The following is a 20,788-nucleotide window of genomic DNA, read 5'->3' as shown; positions in this document are numbered from 1 at the left end:
GATAACTTTTAATACAAGCGAGCAGATAGCCACATGTCCGTAGCTTTAAATAATACGCCGGGAGCCTTGCCCCGGCGTCGTTTTTGGGCGCTGATCAAAGGGATCTTCAGCCTCGCCCTGACCCTATTCGGCCTGTTGCTGATTACTTTCCTGTTGTCAGCGCTGTCGCCGGTGGATCGCGTGCTGCAAATCGTCGGCGATCATGCCAGTCAGGCGACTTATCAACAGGTTAGGCAGCAGCTTGGACTGGATCAACCGCTGCCGGTGCAGTTTTGGCATTATCTGGTCCAACTGGCTCATGGCTGTCTGGGCGTTGCCAGTTCCAGCGGGCAGCCGGTATTGCAGGATTTACTGACCGCATTTCCCGCTACGCTGGAGTTAGCGACGTTATCACTGATTATCGGGGCGTCTCTCGGCGTATTGCTGGGATTAATCTGCGCGCGCTGGGCCGGGAGTAAAGTCGATTCCCTCATTCGTTTCTTCACCCTGCTGGGCAACTCAGTACCAATCTTTTGGCTAGGGTTGCTGATGCTATTGCTGTTTTACGCCAAGCTACAGTGGAGCCCCGGCCCCGGTCGTCTGGATGATATTTACCAATACACGGTAGAAGCCAAAACCGGTTTCGCACTGATTGATACCTGGCGTTCCGGCGACAGCGGCGCTTTCGCTAATGCCGCAGCCCATTTGGTTCTGCCGGTGGCGTTGTTGTCTTACTATGCGCTGGCCAGTATTACCCGGCTGACGCGCTCTGCCTGCCTGAGCGAGCTGAATAAAGAATACGTCACCCTTGCGCGAGCCAAAGGCGCTGGCGAAATACGTATCCTGCTGATGCACGTCTTACCGAATATTCGCGGCACGCTGCTTACCGTCATCGCACTCGTGTACACCGGCATGCTGGAAGGCGCAGTGCTGACAGAAACGGTCTTTGCCTGGCCGGGCATTGGGCGCTATCTCACCAGTGCGCTATTTGCCGGAGATACCACTGCGATTATGGGCGGCACGCTGCTACTGGGGATGTGCTTTATTCTGATTAATAATCTGACGGACCTGCTGGTTCAGCTGTTAGATCCGAGATCGCGCTGATATGTCGATAATGAAATTTTTTCGTGCGCTGAAAAGCTCTCCTTCCGCCAGCATTGGGCTGTTTATTCTCTCCCTGTTAGTGCTGATTGCCATTTTTGCTCCTTGGCTTGCACCGCATAACCCGAATTGGCAAAACGCCGCCGAACGGTTGCTGCCACCGGAACCCGGCCACTGGTTAGGTACTGACAGCTACGGTCGCGATATGCTGTCGCGCGTGATTTATGGTACGCGCCCAACGCTGGGCTTAGTGCTTTTAGTCACGGTGATCACTTTGCCGCTGGGATTGTTAGTCGGCGTGCTTTCCGGTTATCACGGCGGCTGGTTGGAGAAGGTTTTAATGCGCATCACTGACGTCGTGATGTCGATGCCACGTCTGATTTTGGCCTTTGCCTTTGTCGCCATGCTTGGCCCCGGTTTGCTGAATGGCGCATTGGCACTGGCTCTGACGACCTGGCCAGCCTACGCTCGTCAGGCACGGGCAGAGATTCAGCTACTGCGTAAAAGTGACTATCTGGCAGCAGCGGAAATGATGGGTATCAAGGGCATACGTCTGCTTTGGGGACACATTTTACCTATGTGCCTGCCCTCGGCGGTGGTTCGACTGGCGCTGGATCTGGCCGGAATTATCCTCGCAGCCGCAGGTTTGGGGTTCCTAGGTCTGGGGGCTCGTCCTCCGATGGCTGAATGGGGTTCGATGGTGGCCGAAGGTATGCAGGTGATATTCGACCAATGGTGGATTGCCGCCATTCCGGGCTGCGCGATTTTGCTCAGCAGCATGGCTTTCAACCTGTTAGGCGATGGCCTGCGAGACTTACTGGACCCTCATCATGACTGATCTGCGTTTGGAGGTGAAAAACCTCAGCATTGATTTCCACCAGCAGCGGGTCGTGGATAAAATCTCCTTCCAGCTTGGCCGCGAGCGCGTGGCGCTGGTAGGGGAATCCGGCTCCGGTAAATCGATTACCGCGCGTTCTCTGATGGGATTAGTGCGCCAGCCGGGCAAAGTGAGCGCCGATCGGTTGTGTTATTACGCTGAAAATCCAGAGGATGCGCAGAATCCGATCCAACAGAATTTGCTGACGTTAAAACCACGTCGATGGAGCAAACTACGCGGGAATGATATTGCGATGGTATTGCAGGACCCGCGTTACGCATTAAATCCGGTGCGAACCATTGGCAAACAGGTTGAAGAATCCTTGCTGTTACATAACAGCCTGACCCGCGCAGACACCCATGAGCGTGTACTGAATGCGTTGGCATCGGTGGGATTAACTGAAGACCACTATCATCACTATCCTGCTCAGCTTTCCGGTGGGATGGGCCAACGGGCAATGCTTGCCATCGCGTTAGTGAATAATCCGCGAGTATTGATTGCCGATGAGCCAACTTCTGCGCTAGATGCCAAACTACGCAACCAGATTCTGGAGCTTATCGTCGAGCAAACCGAGCAGCGCAACATGAGCCTGCTGCTAATCAGCCATGATTTGCCTTTGGTCACTGAGCATTGCGATCGCGTGTTGGTGATGTATCAGGGCAAGCTGGTCGATCAAGGTCTGGCGGCAGATTTGCCTTATTCCACTCATCCCTATACTCATACGCTGTGGGCCTGTCGCCCAAATGCCAGCACTTTCGGCACTGATTTACCAGTGTTGGATCGTCAGGCGGATATGTTCGGAGGTCAGAATGGCACTGATTGAAGTTAGCCAGCTACGGGTCCGTTTCCCGCAGGGGAATCAGGTAAAAACCGCCGTAGAGTCCGTAAGTTTTCAGGTTGAAGCCGGCGAGACTTTCAGCCTAATCGGCGCATCCGGCTGCGGAAAATCTACGGTTTTGCGTACGTTGGCGGGTTTGCAACGCGAGTGGCAGGGCGAGATTTCTTTGCTTGGTCAACCGTTACGCCCCAGCCAGCGTTTTACCGGTCAGTTACGTAAAGATGTACAGATGGTGTTTCAGGATCCCTACGCTTCGCTGCACCCGCAGCACAGTATCCAGCGTACTTTAGGGGAGCCGCTGAAAGTTCACGGCGAGAAGAACATTCAGCAACGCATCGGCGAAGCGTTGGAGCAAGTGGGATTGCCCGCCTCTGCGGTGCATCGCTACCCACATCAGTTCTCCGGCGGCCAACGCCAGAGAATCGCCATCGCCCGCGCATTACTGTTACGGCCTAAATTGTTGCTATTGGATGAACCCACTTCCGCGTTGGATATGTCGGTACAGGCGGAGATTTTAAATCTGCTCAATAAGCTGAAACGGGAACACGGCATGACTTACCTGTTAGTGAGCCACGACAACGACGTAGTAGCGCATATGTCCGAACGAGCCGCGCTGATGGAAAAAGGTCACATTGTACGAGAGTATTCACGCCGAGATTTGGAGCTTGCGGAGCATTCATTTGGTTGAGGTGTTATTGGTTACTCTCTGAATGGAAACCCGATCCAATTCCAAACTTCGGTCACTGAAATATGTGCTTTAAAGTCAAAATCAGTTCAAATCTGAAATCGGATCGGGTTTCGGTTGATATTCGCTTGGTAAATTTTTCACCTCCACAGCCTCAACCGAGTTAAGGCTCATAGGCGCGAGCCTCAACAATCCGCACCTCCGCACAACATTGTCTGCCTGCATTGTCTACCCGCTTCGCAGGACACCTCGTTCATCACGCCGGCCAAGATATGCTCTTAAAGGTCCAAGTCAAGATCTGGACCAAAAGCGATATCCAAAGCAAAAGGCGAATTGTGATTCAGAAAAAATGGTTTTGATTTTACTAAGACGCAATCAGGAAGTGGGCCGCGCTGGGATGAGGCCAAGAGTGAACGGTCGTCAGCGGTTCAAAGTGCACCTTGAGCCGCAGCGACAGGAGGGATGGCATCCTGATAACGCCCGCAAGCCAATCTAGCACTGGCTCGCCGGACAAAGAGTGCACGAGGGGACGTTCGCAGAACCCCGTTTTCGCGCCAAACGCGGGTGCAGGGTTGCGGCGACGGCCAACCCTGCTCGGAAGCCTCCACGGCGAGTGAGGAGAAACCGAACTATTCGGCTTGCGAAACCTGATCCAATTTTGACTTTGGAAAACTCAGCGCTGATTCTGAGATTAAAAAACAATCAAAAACCCTTCCTTACAAACAACCCAACCCTACTCCATCCCCTTTATGACCTTCACCGCTTCTTCGATTTTCATCACCAACTTTTCATCACTTATATTGCTCGTGCCCTGAATCAAAAACGGTGGCAGGAAATCCATCCCGGTCAGATTGGCCGTAGCGTGGAAAGGTAACAATAGGTTTTCAATCGGATAGCGATTGTATCCATTAGCGCTATAATCCTGAGCTCGGCTACCGGTCGAAACCACCAATTTCAGCGGTTTACCTTGCAGCCGCGTGCCCTCACTGCCATAGGCGAAACCGTAAGTTAATACCGCATCCTGCCATTCGCTTAAAATCGCCGGCGAGCTGTACCAGTAAAATGGAAACATCATCACCACAACATCGTGCGCATCCAATAACGCCTGCTCACGAGCGACATCAATCTTAAAATCTGGATAAGCACGAATCAGCTCGTGAACGGTGACATTCGGCAGCGGACGCAAAGCGTCAATCAACTGACGGTTGATACGAGACTCATCCGGATTACGGTGTGCCGCTAATACTAAAATACGAGACATAATGATTCCTTCTGCGGTTTTATTACGTCATTTTTTCATTTCTCCCCATGTTGGTGTAGTCTGTAATCGGCAACATCAATTTAAACTAAAGGTATCAACCATTATGTCGCTGCCTTCGGATCTCCATCGTTTACTCCCCGCCTTTCTCAGCGCCGCTCAAAGCGATAATTTCTCCGCCGCAGCCCGCAAGCTAGGGGTCACGCCTGCGGCTATCAGTAAAAACGTTCGCGTACTGGAAGCAAAACTTGGCGTCAGGCTGTTTCAACGCAATACCCATAACGTAGTACTAACCGATGAAGGCGAAGCGATGCTCGCCCGCGTAGCGCCACTGTGGCAAGCATTATCCACCGCGCTGGAAAGTGTCCAAAGTCAGGAACAGCAGCCCAGCGGCACCGTACGTATTAGCGTGATCCCCGGATTTGCCCACCAGCTGCTTATGCCGCTGATTCCGACTTTTTTAGCCCGTTATCCGCAAATCGATTTAGATATTTCGCTGGATGCCAGAGTGGTTAACCTGGTGGGGGAAGGGTTTGATGTGGCCATTGGTAATCGTAACGATCCCGACAGCCGCTTGATTGCCCGCGAGTTCTCTCCGGTGCAAATGGTGCTGGCCGCCTCTCCCGATTATCTTGCCGAGAATGGAACGCCGCAAACCATAGAAGATTTATATCAGCATCTGGCGCTGTTGCATCGCAATCCAGCAACCGGCCGCGTAGTAAAATGGCAATTACAACAAGATCACCGCGTCAAATTCGTTGAACCCGCCGGACGTTTGATCGTTTCTCAGCCCGCCATGATGCTGGATGCCACTCTGGCGAATATGGGTATTGCCTATCTGGCAAAGTGGCACACTGCCGCCCATTTCTCTGCTGGTCGTTTACAACCGGTATTGGAGAAACACTGGCCAGCCTCCGTTCCGCTATGGCTGTATTATGCTTCGGCAAATCTGCCTCCCCGTGTGCGGGTTTGGGTCGATTTTCTGCTAGAGCATTTTCGCGATTCGACAAAAAATCCACTAAAAATTTCAAATTTGTGATCGACTGTACAGGGAATAAACCTAAAGAATATTTCCTTGTCCTAAGTCAAATAAGTTGGCTGTCACTTCCGATTAAACCCATATATAGTGTCTATCAAAAGCAAAACACCTATATATAGTAGTTATCCACAGTGTCATCCACATTCCTCCGCAGCCCTTTCCAGCTGTGGGATTGCCTTGTGGATAACCCTGCATAACGGGAAACAGGAGTCACATCGTGAAACCAGTAGTGATTAAGCGGGACGGTTGTCAGGTACCTTTTGACGAGGTGCGCATTAAAGAAGCCGTGGAGCGTGCAGCTCTGGCTGTCGGCGTGGTAGACGCGGATTATTGTGCCACCGTCGCCCGCGTGGTCGCTCAAAAAATGGAAAACCAAACGCAGGTCGATATCCGCGAAATTCAAAACGCGGTCGAAAATCAGCTGATGGCCGGTGATTATAAACAGCTGGCGCGCGCCTATATTGAATACCGCCACGATCGCGATGTGTCACGAGAATTACGCGGTCGCCTGAATCAGGAAATTCGTGGTTTAGTAGAGCAAAGCAATATGGCGCTGCTCAACGAAAACGCCAATAAAGACAGTAAAGTGATTCCGACTCAGCGGGATCTGCTCGCCGGTATTGTGGCGAAACACTACGCTAAACAGCATATTTTACCGCGAGATGTGGTGCTGGCTCACGAACGCGGCGAAATTCATTATCACGATCTGGATTACTCGCCTTTCTTCCCAATGTTCAACTGTATGTTGATCGATTTGGACGGCATGCTGACCCAAGGCTTTAAAATGGGTAACGCTGAAATCGAGCCACCAAAATCAATTTCTACCGCGACGGCGGTGACCGCCCAAATCATCGCTCAGGTTGCCAGCCATATTTATGGCGGTACAACCATCAACCGAATTGATGAAATTCTGGCTCCCTTTGTGACCGCCAGTTACAACAAACACCAGCGTATAGCCGAAGAATGGGCAATTCCAGATGCGAAAGGCTACGCCATGGCGCGTACCGAAAAAGAGTGTCACGACGCTTTCCAATCACTGGAATACGAAGTGAATACTCTGCATACCGCCAACGGACAAACCCCGTTTGTGACCTTCGGTTTTGGTCTGGGAACCAGTTGGGAATCCCGAATGATCCAGCAGGCAATCTTGCGTAATCGCATTGCCGGCTTGGGTAAAAACCGGAAAACCGCCGTGTTCCCTAAACTGGTGTTTGCCATCCGCGACGGCCTGAACTATAAGTTTGGCGATCCAAATTACGATATTAAACAACTGGCTTTGGAATGCGCGACCAAACGTATGTACCCAGACATTCTTAATTACGATCAGGTAGTTAAAGTTACAGGTTCATTTAAGACGCCAATGGGTTGCCGCAGCTTCCTCGGCGTTTATGAAGAGAATGGCAAAGAAATCCACGATGGCCGCAACAATTTGGGCGTTATCAGCCTGAACCTGCCGCGTATCGCGCTGGAATCCCGAGGCGATGAAGCTCGCTTCTGGCAGTTACTGGATGAGCGTCTGTCGCTGGCGAAAAAAGCCCTGATGACACGTATTGCTCGTCTGGAAGGTATCAAAGCTCGGGTTGCGCCTATTTTATATATGGAAGGAGCCTGCGGCGTTAGACTACAAGCCGATGATAATATTGCAGAAATATTTAAAAATGGCCGAGCTTCCATTTCTTTGGGCTATATAGGTATTCACGAAACGGTTAACGCGCTATTTGGCAATCAAACCCACGTCTTTGACGATCAGCAACTGCGTGACAAAGCTATCGCCATCGTTTCCCATCTGAAAGATGCAACCGATAGCTGGAAAGATGAAACCGGCTACGCCTTTAGCCTTTACAGTACGCCGAGTGAAAACCTGTGTGACCGCTTCTGCCGTTTGGATACTGCCGAATTCGGCATTGTTCCAGGCGTTACTGACAAAGGTTATTACACCAACAGCTTCCATCTGGACGTGGAAAAGAAGGTTAATCCTTACGATAAACTGGATTTTGAAGCCCCTTATCCACCGTTGGCGAACGGCGGTTTTATTTGCTACGGCGAATATCCAAACCTACAGCACAACCTGAAAGCGCTAGAAGACGTATGGGATTACAGCTATCACCGCGTGCCTTATTACGGCACCAACACACCTATTGATGAATGCTACGAATGCGGTTTTACCGGTGAGTTTTCCTGCACCAGCAAAGGTTTTACCTGCCCGAAATGCGGTAATCACGAGCCGTCCAAAGTCTCGGTGACGCGCCGGGTGTGTGGCTATTTGGGAAGTCCGGATGCGCGTCCGTTCAACGCCGGGAAGCAGGAAGAAGTGAAGCGCCGGGTTAAACATCTGGCCAATGGCCAGTTGGGTTAATCCAGTCAGTATTTAAGAGTATTCGGGCGGCCAATAGGTCGCCCTGAAAATCTAACCAACTAACGTCGGACAAAGATCATCAATTATCATCAATACTATCCTGTCGATGTGATTAATGGCCCCGGAACCCGCTGTACGCTGTTTGTTTCCGGCTGTGTACACCAATGCCCCGGCTGCTATAACAAGAGCACCTGGCGGCTCAATTCCGGCAAGCCATTCACAATACAGATGGAAGACCAGATCATTGCGGATCTGAATGACACCCGCATCCGCCGCCAAGGGTTATCCCTGTCCGGAGGCGATCCGCTGCATCCAGAAAATCTCTCCGCTATTTTGTCACTGGTTAAGCGTGTGCATGCCGAATGCGATAATAAAGATATCTGGTTATGGACTGGCTACGAATTGGCTGAGTTAAGCAATGAACAGCGCGAAGTGGTGGATTTGATAAATGTATTGATCGACGGGAAATTTGTGCAGGGTCTCAAAGATCCCTCGCTAATTTGGCGTGGCAGCAGTAATCAAATCGTGCATAAACTGCGTTAAACCTCGATAAAACTGTGCCTCCGCTGACACTACGCGGAAGCATTCCTCACACCATCATAATGTAAAAATCAGTTAGCAAAGTTATAGGTGAAGGTGGCGTTAAAACGCCAGTCACGGCGAGTACTATCGCTTGGGACATCGCCGATTGGCCGCGCGCCTTCCAGTGAGAAAGAATAATGTTTGTTATCGCCAAAAGTGACGCCCACGGCATAAGACGCCAATTTCTTCGCCGGTAGCTGCGGCGTATTGAAGAAGGTTCTGGCCGTATCCACCAGCATATAAGGCTGAATGGTTTTCAGCCATTGCCCCTCCCGATTATGGATATAGCGCATTTCCACCTGCCCGCCGTAGCCATAGTCACCGGTGGCCTCACTATCAGGATAACCGCGGCCATAACGCAGCCCGCCAAAAGTTGCCTGTTCCGCTTCCGGTAACACATTATCCGACCAATCCCCTTCTGCCGACGCGCTTAAACGCCATTTCTCCGCGAACAAATAGGCGGTATCTCCATTCACTTTCCAGCGAGTGAATCCTAAATCCCCCCAAGGCGTAGAGCTGCTTGCCAGCGCGCCGTTAATCCCTTGTCGAACGCTAAAGCGGGTACTCCAATAAGCCTGGGTATATTCCCGATAGCCCAACAACGCCACTTCTGCCGCCGGGTAATGCATACTCTGATTTTGATCCGGCAAATCCCGTAATTGATTATTGAAGTTATTGAATCGGGCGCGGGATTTCAGATCGTAGCTTTTATCCACATAATCCAGACCGCCGCTAACCGTCCATTGTTTCTTCTGCGTTAGATACAGTGGATAACTGAAAACTACCCCGCCGTTATATTGGGTCTGCTCCGCGCGCGCTGACAGGGTAATATTGTCCGGCTGCAAAGTCAGAACATCGGTGTAGTCTTTAGGATTCTGTTTATAGTAACTGCCTTTCAACTGCATCAGCAGGCCGTTATCACCCAAATATTGTTGGTAGTTCAGCCCTAGATAACGATCGTTATCTTTATTATTGATAGGCAATAGTGTCGCGACGCCCAACTGTTCGCCATAACCGGTAAAACCGCTAAAAGTGGCATTGAGTACACCGGTATATACGCCTTTACGACTATCCAGCGCGGTGCTGACATTCCAGCTACGCGGATGATCGGCCTTAACTTCCAAAACCGTAGCGCCGTAGATATTGTTAGGATTTTTCGCCGTGGCGGTAACCTTCGCGTCCGGCGTTCTGCTCATTAAAATGGTATAGCGTTCGAAAACCTCTTTGGTGAGAGGCTTATCAGCCATAATGCGCTTGGATAATTTGGTTAGCCAACGCCCCAATGCGGCGTTATCACTTTTAATTAGCGTATTGCCAATATATCCCTCAACCAATCCTATTTTTAATGTACCGTTATTAAAATTATCTGCCGGTAAATAGGCGTAGGATAATACATAACCATCCTGTTGATATAATTTGGTAATAGCCTGAGTAGCAACCATCAAATTCTTTAGCGGCACCTTCTTCCCAATATAAGGAGCAAAAGGGGCCAGCAATGTTTTAGCATCGTAGCGAGTGCCGCCAATAAAATCCAAATGGCGAACGTCTATGAGTGTATCTAGCGTTAACGCATGAGAAGGGGCTGGCGTGTTTAACGCGGGAGGCTGCGGTCTGGCCGGTTGGGGTTTAGGTATTTCACGCGCGAGTCTTGAAGGGTTATTTTGATCGATTAACATCGGGACGGTATTTGCTAAGGTATTTTCTGCCACGGCAATGAATAAAAAAAACAGCCAAATTCTGTTCTTCATCGTCCATTTCCTTATTTGCATTTGCGCATAAATTTATTATGGAGCAAAAGAAGCGCTCCCCAATGCTTCAGGGGAGCGTAATAGGTTCTGTTATTTATTAAGTATTGTTGTTCCTAATAACCCACCGTTTGTGGCGGTGTTAGTGCTTGCCCCTGCGTTACCCGTTAGCGTATTAGTGACGCCGCCGAGTAATCCGCCGTTAGTTGCCGTACCGCTGGTAACACCCGCGCCTGCGGTCAGGCCACCTAGGGTATTAGTTACCGGAGCTAATACGTTAGTATTGGCGCTACCGCTCACCGTAGCTCCGGCGGTCACGCCTCCTAACAATCCACCGCCGGTCGTCGTGGTGGGTGTCACCACCCCACCAGAACTGGCAACGGCCTGGCCGGTACTTTGTAGCGTTTGACCTACGCCAGCCAGCGTTGGTGATGCTGCTCCAACTTGAGTCCCCGTTGCCGACACAGTGTTACCTACACTATTCAGTAAACCACCGACAGGTGCACCCAGCCCCGTTGCACCACCCACGCTTTGTGTTATGCCTTGGGTATCTGCAACCACTGGCGTAACCAGACCCGTTGCCGCCGTGGTGACTTTAGAAGTCGCGCCGGTTTGCAAATCCTGCGATAAACCATTGCCAATGCTGGTGACTGCACCACCGGCCCCTGCAACCAGACCACCCGCAGTGTTAGTTACGCCACCCAGCGGCGTATTATTACCCACCCCGCTGACGGTACTACCCAAGCCGGAAACCCCGGTGCCGACATCCGCCACGGCTTTCGGTACACCCGCAGCCGTCACACCTAATGCATTAGGATTATTACCTAATTGTCCAACGCCGTTCTGGATACCACTTCCGATATCGGTAACCGCATTACCTGCGCTATCCACCACTGTGACCACGCCGCTACCAGCAATAGGAATGCTGCCAACCGGAGTCTGGCTAACCACATCTTTTACTTCGGAACCCACGCCACTGACCGCACCACCGACGCCGCCTAATACGCTTCCGACGACTAAAGGAGGCGTAGAAGTGCCTGTTCCGGTTCCACCGCCGGAACCCGTTCCACCTGAGCCACTGCCAGCCCCACCACCAGTACCAGTACCAGTACCTGTTCCACTGCCGCCAGCGCCGGAGCCTGACCCAGAACCGCTACCGCTGTTTGCCGTCGTGCCGTCACCCGTTCCGCTGGCGGTACTACCCGTTGTCTGACCACTACTACCTTTCGCGGTGTTGCTGGAGCCACCACCGCTCCCACTACATGCCGCCAATGAGCAAGCCAGGAGGATCGCCAGGCTTATTTTGCTCAAACGGCCGAGATTTTTAGGGCACATAATGCAACCCCCTACGTTGATAACGCCAAGGCGGCGCTAATTAATTGTAAGAGGCACTTATATTTCATTCCAGTTAACAGAGTGTTTATTTTTAATCTATTTGATGTTTTTTCATACAGAAAAAGTATGCGTATGAAATCACTCATCTTCCTCTCAGCGTTGACAAACTTCCTCTTTTGTCTCCTTCCTTCTTCCCGTAACTAAAAAGATTCATCGTTATGCCATCTGAGCATAACCGAACTGTCATTAAAGCTTGCCAGCATAGTTGGCAGATCGTTGATGAGTAAATTCCATGAAGCCAACCCATGATTTCGCTTACCCATCTTCCACTACATTGTTCAGCAAAGGGGATTGGGCTTATTACATTGATGGAGGTTATACCCGCCATGCAGTTATCTAGACAACCGACCAGTTTTCCCACCCGCTATCAGCAAATTGCCGCCCAGTTGGAGCAAGAACTGCGCGGTAACTATCGCTGCGGCGATTATCTGCCCTCTGAGCAACAGTTAGCGGATCGCTATCAGGTTAACCGCCATACTCTGCGTCGGGCGGTAGATGAGCTGGTGCAGCGCGGCTGGCTACAGCGCCGTCAGGGTATTGGCATTTTGGTGCTCATGCGCCCTTACGATTACCCGCTGCACGCTCAGGCCAGATTCAGCCAAAACCTGCTACAACAGGGCAGCGATCCCACCAGCGAGCGGTTGCTGGCGGTGCTACGTCCTTGCACCGATCACATCGCCAAAGCGCTGTCGCTGCTCGAAGGGGAACATGTGATTCACCTACGCACTTTGCGTCGGGTTAACGGCGTGCCGGTGTGCGTAATCGATCACTATCTGCCCGATCTCACCTGGTGGCCAGTGCTACAGCAGTTTTCCTCCGGCTCTTTGCATCAGTTCATTAGCCAGCAATTGGGCCAATCCCTCAACCGAAGTCAGACCCGTATCAGCGCTCGTCGCGCGCAGGCGAAAGAAAGCCGTCTGCTGGAAATAGCCACCCACGCGCCTCTGCTGTGTGTGCGTACTCTGAATATTCATGCCGGTAGCAATAAGGTTGCGGAGTACTCCGTCAGCCTGACCCGTGCCGACATGATCGAACTGACCATGGAGCATTAAATGGAAAGTAACTCTACCCGGCAGGGCTGGATGTCAGTATTGGCTCACAGCCAACCGGAAGATCTGCTCGCTCACTGGCAGACGCTGAATCTCAGCCCGCGCTATCAGGTTATCCGCGCGCCAGAAATCGGCCTAAACCAGCTACAGGCCAGAATGGGCGCTACCGGGAAACGCTTTATTCTCGGAGACATGACCATCACTCGCGCGGTAGTCAGGCTGGAAGAAAACGATGAAATTTATGGTTATAGCTACATTGCCGGACGCAATAAACCCCATGCCGAACGCTGCGCGCTGTTGGATGCCCTGCTACAGCAAACTGCGCTGCACGAATTGCTGCAAAAAACGGTGATTACCCCACTGGCAGCATTGCAGCAAGAGCGCCACCAGCAGCGGGCTCGCGCCATTGCCACCAGCCGGGTGGACTTCTTCACTTTAGTGCGAGGAGAAGACTGATGACACTGCTTAATCATTTTGATCAACCCATTGACGATTCCCAACGCGCCTTTCGCCAAATCCTCAAAGCGCTCAGCGAACCGGGTATACAGGTCACTCTGCCGCATCGTCAGGGCTGGAAAGAACTTAACCCAGCGGCAACCAGCGTGTTGCTGACGCTGGCAGATCAGGAAACCGCCGTTTATCTGGATGGCGATTTAAATAACGATTTGATTCGGCAAAACCTACGTTTTCATACCGGCGCGCCGGAAGCTATCGCCACTCAGCAGGCGGTTTTCGCGGTATTTCGTCACCACATAGCCGCTGAGCAGTTGGAGATCTGCCCGACGGGCGATGAAGTGTCGCCGGAGCTTTCCGTTACGCTGATTATTCAGGTCGATAACCTGCAACAAGGCACGCCATTACACCTGCGTGGGCCCGGCATTGAAGAACAGCGTCAAATCGCTCCTCACCTACCTGCGGCGATACTGAACTATCTGATTAATCGGCCAAATACTTTCCCCACCGGAATGGATGTCCTATTGGCCTGTGGAGAAGATCTGATGGCCATTCCCCGAACAACCCAAGTAGAGGTGCGCTGATGTACGTAGCCGTAAAAGGGGGCGAAAAAGCCATCGAGGCCGCCCATCAACTCTTGGCTCACCAGCGACGCGGTGATCCAAAAATCCCGGCGATCGACTGCGAGCAGATCGAGCAACAACTGGGTCTGGCGGTGGATCGGGTAATGACAGAAGGCGGAATTTACGATCCTGAACTGGCCGCGCTGGCGATCAAACAGGCCGGAGGCGATCTGGTGGAAGCGATCTTCCTGCTGCGCGCCTACCGTACGACGTTGCCTCGCCTTGCCGTCAGCCAGCCGCTGAATACTGCCAATATGCGTCTGGAGCGGCGAATCTCGGCAATTTACAAAGATCTGCCCGGCGGACAAGTTCTTGGCCCGACTTACGATTACACCCATCGCCTGCTGGATTTCGCCCTGCTGGCCTCAGGCGATGTGCCTGCTGCGCCCAAAGGTGGAGAAGCGCTACCGGAGAACTGCGCCCATGTGTTTGATTTATTAGTACAGGAACAGCTTGCATTAATGGAACAAGACGACGGGCAACAGCCCGACGATATCACCCGCAATCCGCCGGTTTTCCCTTGCAATCGCTCTGCGCGTTTGCAGCAATTGGTACGCGGCGACGAAGGTTTTTTGCTGGCGCTGAGCTATTCCACCCAGCGCGGCTATGGCCGTACGCATCCCTTTGCCGGCGAGATCCGCAGCGGTTATTTGACGGTGTCGATCGCGCCAGAGGAGCTGGGGTTTACCATTGATATTGGCGAAATCCTGCTGACCGAGTGCGAAATGGTTAACGGGTTTGTCGATCCCGAAGATCGTCCACCGCATTTTACCCGCGGTTACGGCCTGGTGTTTGGTCGAGCGGAGCGGAAAGCCATGTCGATGGCCTTGGTGGATCGCGCCCTGCAAACCCAGCAATACGGGGAAAGCATCGCCAGCCCGGCGCAGGACGAAGAATTTGTACTGTCTCACGCTGATAACGTCGAAGCCGCTGGCTTTGTTTCCCATCTTAAATTACCTCATTACGTTGATTTTCAGGCCGAACTTGAACTGCTGAAACGCCTGCGCAGCGAGTATCGGGCCGAACATCAGGAGCCGCACCATGACTGAGGTTCTCACCGGTTACAATCTGGGTTATCTGGACGAACAAACCAAGCGCATGATTCGCAGAGCCATTCTGAAAGCCGTAGCCATTCCCGGTTATCAAGTGCCGTTCGGCGGCAGAGAAATGCCGATGCCTTATGGCTGGGGCACCGGCGGTATTCAGCTCACCGCCAGCGTGATTGGCCGCTGCGACGTCCTGAAAGTGATCGATCAGGGAGCCGATGACACCACAAACGCGGTTTCTATCCGCCACTTCTTCCAGCGGGTCAGCGGCGTAGCCACCACGGAAAAAACTACCGATGCCACTTTGATCCAGACTCGCCACCGCATTCCGGAAACCTTGCTGGCGGAGGATCAAATTCTGATCTTTCAGGTTCCCATTCCTGAACCACTGCGCTTTATCGAGCCGCGGGAAACCGAAACCCGCAAAATGCATGCGCTGGAAGAATACGGCGTGATGCAGGTGAAATTGTATGAAGATATCGCCCGTTACGGCCATATTGCCACTACCTACGCCTATCCGGTGAAGGTGAACGATCGCTACGTTATGGACCCATCTCCTATTCCCAAATTTGATAATCCGAAGATGCATATGATGCCAGCATTACAGCTATTTGGCGCAGGCAGGGAAAAGCGTATTTATGCCCTTCCGCCGTTTACCAAAGTGGAAAGCCTCGATTTTGACGATCATCCCTTTACCGTTCAGCAATGGGACGAACCCTGTGCCCTATGCGGCTCTCACCACAGTTATCTGGATGAAGTGGTGTTGGATGATCTCGGCAATCGTATGTTTGTATGTTCCGATACCGATTATTGCCAACAACAGCTTAGCGATACCGCTGCGGCCAGCCAATCCGAGGTGAATGCCTGATGAAACCTGCACAACTGGCCGCGACTCCGTTACTTTCAGTGGAAAATCTGACCCATTTATATGCGCCGGGCAAAGGTTTTAGCGATGTGTCTTTTCAGCTCTATCCCGGTGAGGTTCTGGGGATTGTCGGTGAATCCGGATCGGGGAAAACCACGCTGCTAAAATCCATTTCCGCGCGACTGGCTCCCCAACAGGGACAAATCATTTATCGACCCGACGGGCAGCAAGAACAAGATCTGTACGCGATGGCAGAAAGCCAGCGTCGCCGCCTGTTACGTACCGATTGGGGCGTGGTTCACCAGCATCCTCTCGACGGTCTGCGCCCGCAGGTATCCGCGGGCGGCAACATTGGCGAGCGTTTAATGGCTATTGGCCAGCGTCATTACGGCGAGATTCGCCAACAGGCCGGACGCTGGCTGGAAGACGTCGAAATTCCGATTTCTCGCCTCGACGATCTACCGACGACGTTTTCCGGTGGCATGCAACAACGGCTGCAAATCGCCCGAAATTTAGTGACTCATCCAAAATTGGTGTTTATGGATGAACCGACTGGCGGGTTGGACGTTTCAGTTCAGGCGCGATTGCTGGATTTACTGCGCAGTCTGGTCGTGGAAATGCAGTTGGCGGTGGTTATTGTGACCCATGATTTGGGCGTCGCGCGCCTGCTGGCACATCGTCTGCTGGTGATGAAAGAAGGGAAAGTCATTGAGAGTGGCTTAACCGATCGGGTGCTGGACGACCCGCATCACGCCTATACCCAACTGTTAGTGTCATCGGTGCTGCAAAACTGATGCACACCTTGACGCGACACCCTTCGGCCTTTGCGGGAATAGAAAATGAATCAGCAATTACGGGTTGAAAACCTCAGTAAAACCTTTGTATTACATCAGCAACAGGGCATTCGCTTACCGGTACTCCATCGGGCAGAACTGGCGGTAAACAGCGGTGAATGCGTCGTACTGCACGGCCATTCAGGCAGCGGAAAATCAACGTTGCTTCGCTCTCTTTACGCCAACTATTTGCCAGACAGCGGCCATATTTGGATAAAACACCAGGGCGAATGGATCGATATGGTGCATGCCGAAGCCCGTCAGATTTTAGCGGTTCGCCGTCACACCCTGGGCTGGGTCAGCCAGTTTTTACGTGTGATTCCGCGTATCAGTGCGCTGAATGTCGTGATGCAGCCGCTGCTGGAATTAGGCGTTGAACGCCACATTTGTCAGGAACGGGCGGCATCATTACTTACTCGCTTAAATGTGCCGGAACGTCTGTGGCATCTGGCTCCTTCGACCTTTTCCGGCGGTGAACAACAGCGTGTGAATATTGCCCGCGGTTTTATCGTCGATTACCCCATTTTGCTGCTGGATGAACCAACGGCTTCACTGGATAACGTCAACAGCGCTGCGGTGGTCAGCCTGATCGATGAAGCCAAACAGCGAGGCGCGGCTATCGTTGGTATTTTCCATGATGAGGCCGTACGCCAGCACGTCAGCGATCGCTTGCAGATCATGACGCCGCCCCAGTTCGACACCCTTCAGGAGATCCCAGCATGATCCTCAATAATGTGAAACTGGTTCTGCAAGATCGCACGATAGCCGGATCGCTGGAGATCCAGGACGGAATGATTCGCAGTTTTACCGATCGCCCCAGCCAACTGCCTCAAGCCATTGACGGTGACAATGGCTGGCTATTACCTGGGTTGATCGAGCTACATACCGATAATCTGGACAAATTCTTCACCCCGCGCCCCAACGTAGACTGGCCCGCACATTCTGCCATGAGCAGCCACGATGCGCTCATGGTTGCCAGCGGTATGACCACGGTGCTGGATGCGGTGGCCGTGGGCGATGTGCGCGACGGCGGTCATCGGCTGGAGAATTTACAGAAAATGATTAATGCGGTGGTGAATAGTCAGCGTGCTGGTTTAAATCGGGCAGAACATCGCATTCATTTACGCTGTGAATTGCCTCACCACACCACGCTGCCATTATTTGAAAAACTGATGGATCAACCCGAGCTATCTTTAGTTTCCCTGATGGATCATTCGCCGGGTCAGCGTCAATTCGCCTCCCGTGAAAAATATCGGGAATACTATCAGGGCAAATATCATCTTAATGATGAAAAAATGGCGCAGTTTGAAGAAGAACAAATCAATCTATCTGCTCGCTGGGCGGCGCCAAACCGCAGTGCCATTGCAGCCCATTGCCGCCAGCGCAATATTTCTCTCGCCAGCCACGATGATGCCACCGCCGAGCACGTTGCTGAATCTCAGGCGCTAGGCAGCGTTATTGCCGAATTTCCCACAACGGAAGCGGCGGCGCGAGCCTCTCATCAGCACGGTATGCAAGTTCTGATGGGCGCGCCCAATATCGTGCGCGGCGGCTCGCATTCCGGCAATGTTGCCGCCCATAAGCTGGCCTCATTAGGCGTGTTGGATATACTCTCTTCCGATTACTATCCGGCCAGTTTGCTGGATGCCGCTTTCCGTATTGCTCAGGATGCAAGCAACGATTTCTCTCTGCCACAGGCGGTAGCGTTGGTGACCTGCAATCCGGCTCGCGCATTAGGATTAACCGATCGCGGCGTCATTGAAGAAGGTAAGCGAGCGGATCTGGTTTTGGCGAGAAATCAGGGCGAACACGTCTACGTGCAAAACGTCTGGCGTCAAGGCATTCGGGTGTTCTGATGGCGCACTTAATCTATCTGATGGGGCCATCCGGCGCTGGCAAGGATTGCCTGCTTTCCGCGCTACGCAAAGACCAGCAACATAAAATTCTGGTAGCGCACCGCTATATCACTCGCCCAGCAGATGCCGGTGCTGAAAATCATATTGCACTGAGCGAGGAGGAATTCTTGCAGCGCCAGGCGCAGGGGCTGTTTGCTTTAAGCTGGCAGGCACATCAGCATCATTATGCCTTAGGCGCGGAAATAGACCTGTGGCTGGAAAAAGGGCTGGATGTGGTAGCCAATGGCTCAAGGGCGCATCTTTCCCACGCTCAGCGACGCTATGGGCACCGACTGCTGCCGGTCTGCCTGGCGGTGTCTCCGGCAATTCTGCGGCAGCGTTTACTACAGCGTGGGCGCGAAGATGAGGCTCAAATCGCTCAACGTCTGGCAAGAGCTGCGCATTATCAGCAACGTTTACCCGCCCATTGTGTACGGCTAGATAATGATGGTTCGCTAACCGATACCTTACACCGGCTGAAAAATCTGATTCAACTGGTGGTAAATACGCATTCGCAGGAGCTTATGAGTGGAAAATAAAATGCAGCTAACCCTTCTGGGAACCGGCGGAGCACAGCAGGTTCCGGCATTCGGCTGCGATTGCCCAGCCTGCCAGCGCGCCTGTCAGCAGCCCAGATTTCGGCGTGGTCCATGCAGCGCCATGCTGCGTTATCAGGGAGAATCGCATTTTATTGATGCCGGTTTACCGACGTTAGGAGAGCGTTTTTCTGCGGACGAAATTCAGCGTTTTTGGCTTACACATTATCACATGGATCACGTTCAGGGGTTATTTCCGTTACGTTGGGGCTATTCCAGCCCAATTCCCGTCTACGGCCCGCCGGATGCCGACGGCTGCGACGACCTGTTCAAACACTCTGGAATACTGGATTTCCAACCGCCGTTAACTCCTTTTCAACCGCTGGACATCGCCGGTTTACAGATAACGCCCCTGCCGCTCAACCACTCAAAACCAACCTTTGGTTATCTCTACCAAAGTCCGCGCCGAACGCTGGCCTATCTGACCGATACCGCCGGTCTGCCAGAGTCTACCACCGCTTTTCTGGCTCGGCTGCCGTTAGATCTTCTGGTGATGGATTGCAGTCATCCGCCGCAAACCAATGCTCCACGCAACCATAATGATGTGAGCATGGCCTTGGAGATCCACCGGCAATTACTCCCGGTAAACACCCTGCTCACCCATGTCAGCCACCAGTTGGATTGCTGGCTGATGAATAACTTGCTGCCCGCCGGCGTTGCCGCAGCCTACGATAATCAGGTGATCATACTCTAGGAAGCAGATCGGTTATCCGAAATTTTTCCCGCCGGCTGCATGGCATCCGATTCGATAATCACGGTGCCGCTGTGAGCAACCGTAAAAGCCTGCTGCAACATCGCCTGCGCCACATTTTTTGCGGAAATTGAACGCCATTTCTTCGGTAGCACTGCAAACAGCGGCGCGGTCAAACGTTCGGTCAGACGCGGTACCGGGCGTTTACCGGTCAGCATAGAAGGCCGGAATATGCTGAGTTGCGGCCAGCCTTGCTGACTCAACGCTCGTTCCGCTTCACCTTTGGTTCTGCTGTAAAGCAGCCAGGAATGCGGATTGGCCCCCATGGCGCTTACCACCAACAAATGGCGCGCACCCAGTCGCAGGCCGGTTTCCCCCGTTTCTACCACTAAACGATAATCTATTGCGCGAAACGCCGCCTGAGTCCCCGCCTGCTTACGGGTAGTACCCAGACAGCAAAAAACTGCATCTACCGGAGCGCTTAAGGTTTTCAGCAAAGTACTCATATCGTCAGCCTGTGGATTAGTCAATTTATTCATTACCGACAAAGGCTTACGCGTAGGAGCAATGATGTGGCTAATTCTGGCATCTAGCCGCAATAATCTTAATAGTTCCCCACCGACCAGACCGCTCGCGCCCAATAATAAAACCTTCACGATTAAATCTCCTTAACCCCATGAATAAGATAAGAATAGCCGGATCGAAGAAACCGCGCAGGGAAAACATCGTGCCAGAACAACGGGGATACTTTTCCACCACAATACCCAAATGAAAACACGATTCGGATAAAGATAATATTTGGATGGAGACAACGCTCCCGTGAAGACAATACGCGAATGAAATAAATGGCACTATGGCATAAGCCAGCAAGATGTTTGGTGG

Annotated in this window: 21 protein-coding genes; 17 read left to right on the top strand and 4 right to left on the bottom strand. The window is 52.4% G+C overall.

Translation table 11 applies throughout. From position 1 onward, the window contains the following. Window positions 1-33: 33 nt before the first annotated feature. From PL78_RS13315 to PL78_RS13300, 4 genes are read left to right on the top strand one after another with little or no spacing between them, the layout of a single operon-like run. Window positions 34-1,083, top strand: coding sequence for an ABC transporter permease (locus PL78_RS13315; RefSeq protein ID WP_064516199.1), 1,050 nt, complete (start codon window positions 34-36; stop codon window positions 1,081-1,083). Between the two features lies 1 nt (window position 1,084). Next, on the top strand, window positions 1,085-1,918 hold the full coding sequence (locus tag PL78_RS13310; RefSeq protein WP_064516197.1) for an ABC transporter permease: 834 nt from the start codon (window positions 1,085-1,087) through the stop codon (window positions 1,916-1,918). Next, the gene (locus PL78_RS13305) at window positions 1,911-2,780 is read left to right on the top strand and encodes an ABC transporter ATP-binding protein (protein WP_064516195.1); all 870 of its coding nucleotides are present in this window, start codon (window positions 1,911-1,913) and stop codon (window positions 2,778-2,780) included. Before PL78_RS13310 ends, PL78_RS13305 begins: the two co-directional genes overlap by 8 nt. After that, window positions 2,767-3,483 carry an ABC transporter ATP-binding protein gene (locus PL78_RS13300; RefSeq protein WP_064516193.1) on the top strand — a complete coding sequence of 239 codons (717 nt, stop codon included), beginning with the start codon at window positions 2,767-2,769 and terminating at the stop codon, window positions 3,481-3,483. The genes PL78_RS13305 and PL78_RS13300 overlap by 14 nt, the downstream gene beginning before the upstream one ends. 730 nt (window positions 3,484-4,213) lie before the next feature. Here PL78_RS13300 and PL78_RS13295 read toward each other — a convergent pair. After that, on the bottom strand, window positions 4,214-4,741 hold the full coding sequence (locus PL78_RS13295) for an NAD(P)H-dependent oxidoreductase (RefSeq protein ID WP_064516191.1): 528 nt from the start codon (window positions 4,739-4,741) through the stop codon (window positions 4,214-4,216). A 103-nt stretch (window positions 4,742-4,844) separates the two neighbouring features. On the opposite strand from PL78_RS13295, the gene PL78_RS13290 reads away from it, so the two are divergent. The 3 genes from PL78_RS13290 (at window position 4,845) to nrdG (ending at window position 8,676) form a co-directional block, all read left to right on the top strand. Further along, a complete protein-coding gene (locus PL78_RS13290; protein WP_064518424.1) occupies window positions 4,845-5,777 on the top strand; it encodes a LysR family transcriptional regulator in 933 nt (310 codons plus the stop codon). Between the two features lie 217 nt (window positions 5,778-5,994). Continuing rightward, window positions 5,995-8,133 (top strand): anaerobic ribonucleoside-triphosphate reductase, encoded by a 2,139-nt coding sequence (gene nrdD / locus PL78_RS13285; protein ID WP_064516189.1) that lies wholly within the window; start codon window positions 5,995-5,997, stop codon window positions 8,131-8,133. Between the two features lie 78 nt (window positions 8,134-8,211). After that, complete coding sequence (gene nrdG / locus PL78_RS13280) at window positions 8,212-8,676, top strand: anaerobic ribonucleoside-triphosphate reductase-activating protein (protein WP_064516186.1); 465 nt, start codon at window positions 8,212-8,214, stop codon at window positions 8,674-8,676. Window positions 8,677-8,744: 68 nt separating this feature from the next. On the opposite strand, the gene PL78_RS13275 is transcribed toward nrdG, so the two are convergent. Further along, on the bottom strand, window positions 8,745-10,463 hold the full coding sequence (locus PL78_RS13275; protein WP_064516184.1) for a ShlB/FhaC/HecB family hemolysin secretion/activation protein: 1,719 nt from the start codon (window positions 10,461-10,463) through the stop codon (window positions 8,745-8,747). Window positions 10,464-10,553: 90 nt separating this feature from the next. Continuing rightward, a complete protein-coding gene (locus PL78_RS13270; RefSeq protein WP_064516182.1) occupies window positions 10,554-11,795 on the bottom strand; it encodes a collagen-like triple helix repeat-containing protein in 1,242 nt (413 codons plus the stop codon). A gap of 386 nt (window positions 11,796-12,181) precedes the next feature. Between PL78_RS13270 and phnF the strand changes: the two genes are divergently transcribed. From phnF to phnP, 10 genes are read left to right on the top strand one after another with little or no spacing between them, the layout of a single operon-like run. Then, complete coding sequence (gene phnF / locus PL78_RS13265; RefSeq protein ID WP_064516180.1) at window positions 12,182-12,907, top strand: phosphonate metabolism transcriptional regulator PhnF; 726 nt, start codon at window positions 12,182-12,184, stop codon at window positions 12,905-12,907. Further along, a complete protein-coding gene (phnG, locus tag PL78_RS13260; protein ID WP_064516178.1) occupies window positions 12,908-13,360 on the top strand; it encodes a phosphonate C-P lyase system protein PhnG in 453 nt (150 codons plus the stop codon). It begins immediately after the preceding gene. Continuing rightward, on the top strand, window positions 13,360-13,941 hold the full coding sequence (phnH, locus tag PL78_RS13255; RefSeq protein WP_064516176.1) for a phosphonate C-P lyase system protein PhnH: 582 nt from the start codon (window positions 13,360-13,362) through the stop codon (window positions 13,939-13,941). The genes phnG and phnH overlap by 1 nt, the downstream gene beginning before the upstream one ends. Next, a complete protein-coding gene (locus PL78_RS13250; RefSeq protein WP_064516174.1) occupies window positions 13,941-15,029 on the top strand; it encodes a carbon-phosphorus lyase complex subunit in 1,089 nt (362 codons plus the stop codon). The genes phnH and PL78_RS13250 overlap by 1 nt, the downstream gene beginning before the upstream one ends. Then, complete coding sequence (locus tag PL78_RS13245) at window positions 15,022-15,894, top strand: alpha-D-ribose 1-methylphosphonate 5-phosphate C-P-lyase PhnJ (protein WP_064516172.1); 873 nt, start codon at window positions 15,022-15,024, stop codon at window positions 15,892-15,894. Before PL78_RS13250 ends, PL78_RS13245 begins: the two co-directional genes overlap by 8 nt. Next, window positions 15,894-16,685, top strand: a complete 792-nt coding sequence (phnK, locus tag PL78_RS13240; RefSeq protein WP_064516170.1) for a phosphonate C-P lyase system protein PhnK — start codon at window positions 15,894-15,896, stop codon at window positions 16,683-16,685. The genes PL78_RS13245 and phnK overlap by 1 nt, the downstream gene beginning before the upstream one ends. A 45-nt stretch (window positions 16,686-16,730) precedes the next feature. Continuing rightward, entirely contained in the window at window positions 16,731-17,447 is a 717-nt protein-coding gene (gene phnL / locus PL78_RS13235) for a phosphonate C-P lyase system protein PhnL (protein WP_064516168.1), read from the top strand. After that, entirely contained in the window at window positions 17,444-18,580 is a 1,137-nt protein-coding gene (gene phnM / locus PL78_RS13230) for an alpha-D-ribose 1-methylphosphonate 5-triphosphate diphosphatase (protein ID WP_064516166.1), read from the top strand. Before phnL ends, phnM begins: the two co-directional genes overlap by 4 nt. Next, window positions 18,580-19,158 carry a ribose 1,5-bisphosphokinase gene (gene phnN, locus PL78_RS13225; protein ID WP_064516164.1) on the top strand — a complete coding sequence of 193 codons (579 nt, stop codon included), beginning with the start codon at window positions 18,580-18,582 and terminating at the stop codon, window positions 19,156-19,158. The genes phnM and phnN overlap by 1 nt, the downstream gene beginning before the upstream one ends. Before the next feature lies 1 nt (window position 19,159). Further along, complete coding sequence (phnP, locus tag PL78_RS13220) at window positions 19,160-19,909, top strand: phosphonate metabolism protein PhnP (RefSeq protein ID WP_064518421.1); 750 nt, start codon at window positions 19,160-19,162, stop codon at window positions 19,907-19,909. Here the strand turns inward: phnP and PL78_RS13215 are convergent. Further along, window positions 19,906-20,565, bottom strand: coding sequence for an NAD(P)H-binding protein (locus PL78_RS13215; RefSeq protein WP_064516162.1), 660 nt, complete (start codon window positions 20,563-20,565; stop codon window positions 19,906-19,908). The two genes, phnP and PL78_RS13215, sit on opposite strands and share 4 nt — an antisense overlap. Window positions 20,566-20,788 lie beyond the last annotated feature (223 nt).

The organism is Yersinia entomophaga, from assembly GCF_001656035.1.
Lineage (GTDB): Bacteria > Pseudomonadota > Gammaproteobacteria > Enterobacterales > Enterobacteriaceae > Yersinia > Yersinia entomophaga.
The sequence above is the reverse complement of the archived record's forward strand: the minus strand, read 5'-3'. Positions and strand labels throughout refer to the sequence as shown.

Bases quoted from the DNA above. Each gene is read 5' to 3' on its own strand.
- PL78_RS13315 (WP_064516199.1), top strand. From the start codon at position 34: ATGTCCGTAGCTTTAAATAATACGCCGGGAGCCTTGCCCCGGCGTCGT.
- PL78_RS13310 (WP_064516197.1), top strand. From the start codon at position 1,085: ATGTCGATAATGAAATTTTTTCGTGCGCTGAAAAGCTCTCCTTCCGCC.
- PL78_RS13305 (WP_064516195.1), top strand. From the start codon at position 1,911: ATGACTGATCTGCGTTTGGAGGTGAAAAACCTCAGCATTGATTTCCAC.
- PL78_RS13300 (WP_064516193.1), top strand. From the start codon at position 2,767: ATGGCACTGATTGAAGTTAGCCAGCTACGGGTCCGTTTCCCGCAGGGG.
- PL78_RS13295 (WP_064516191.1), bottom strand. From the start codon at position 4,741: ATGTCTCGTATTTTAGTATTAGCGGCACACCGTAATCCGGATGAGTCT.
- PL78_RS13290 (WP_064518424.1), top strand. From the start codon at position 4,845: ATGTCGCTGCCTTCGGATCTCCATCGTTTACTCCCCGCCTTTCTCAGC.
- PL78_RS13275 (WP_064516184.1), bottom strand. From the start codon at position 10,463: ATGAAGAACAGAATTTGGCTGTTTTTTTTATTCATTGCCGTGGCAGAA.
- PL78_RS13270 (WP_064516182.1), bottom strand. From the start codon at position 11,795: ATGTGCCCTAAAAATCTCGGCCGTTTGAGCAAAATAAGCCTGGCGATC.
- phnF (WP_064516180.1), top strand. From the start codon at position 12,182: ATGCAGTTATCTAGACAACCGACCAGTTTTCCCACCCGCTATCAGCAA.
- phnG (WP_064516178.1), top strand. From the start codon at position 12,908: ATGGAAAGTAACTCTACCCGGCAGGGCTGGATGTCAGTATTGGCTCAC.
- phnH (WP_064516176.1), top strand. From the start codon at position 13,360: ATGACACTGCTTAATCATTTTGATCAACCCATTGACGATTCCCAACGC.
- PL78_RS13250 (WP_064516174.1), top strand. From the start codon at position 13,941: ATGTACGTAGCCGTAAAAGGGGGCGAAAAAGCCATCGAGGCCGCCCAT.
- PL78_RS13245 (WP_064516172.1), top strand. From the start codon at position 15,022: ATGACTGAGGTTCTCACCGGTTACAATCTGGGTTATCTGGACGAACAA.
- phnK (WP_064516170.1), top strand. From the start codon at position 15,894: ATGAAACCTGCACAACTGGCCGCGACTCCGTTACTTTCAGTGGAAAAT.
- phnL (WP_064516168.1), top strand. From the start codon at position 16,731: ATGAATCAGCAATTACGGGTTGAAAACCTCAGTAAAACCTTTGTATTA.
- phnM (WP_064516166.1), top strand. From the start codon at position 17,444: ATGATCCTCAATAATGTGAAACTGGTTCTGCAAGATCGCACGATAGCC.
- phnN (WP_064516164.1), top strand. From the start codon at position 18,580: ATGGCGCACTTAATCTATCTGATGGGGCCATCCGGCGCTGGCAAGGAT.
- phnP (WP_064518421.1), top strand. From the start codon at position 19,160: ATGCAGCTAACCCTTCTGGGAACCGGCGGAGCACAGCAGGTTCCGGCA.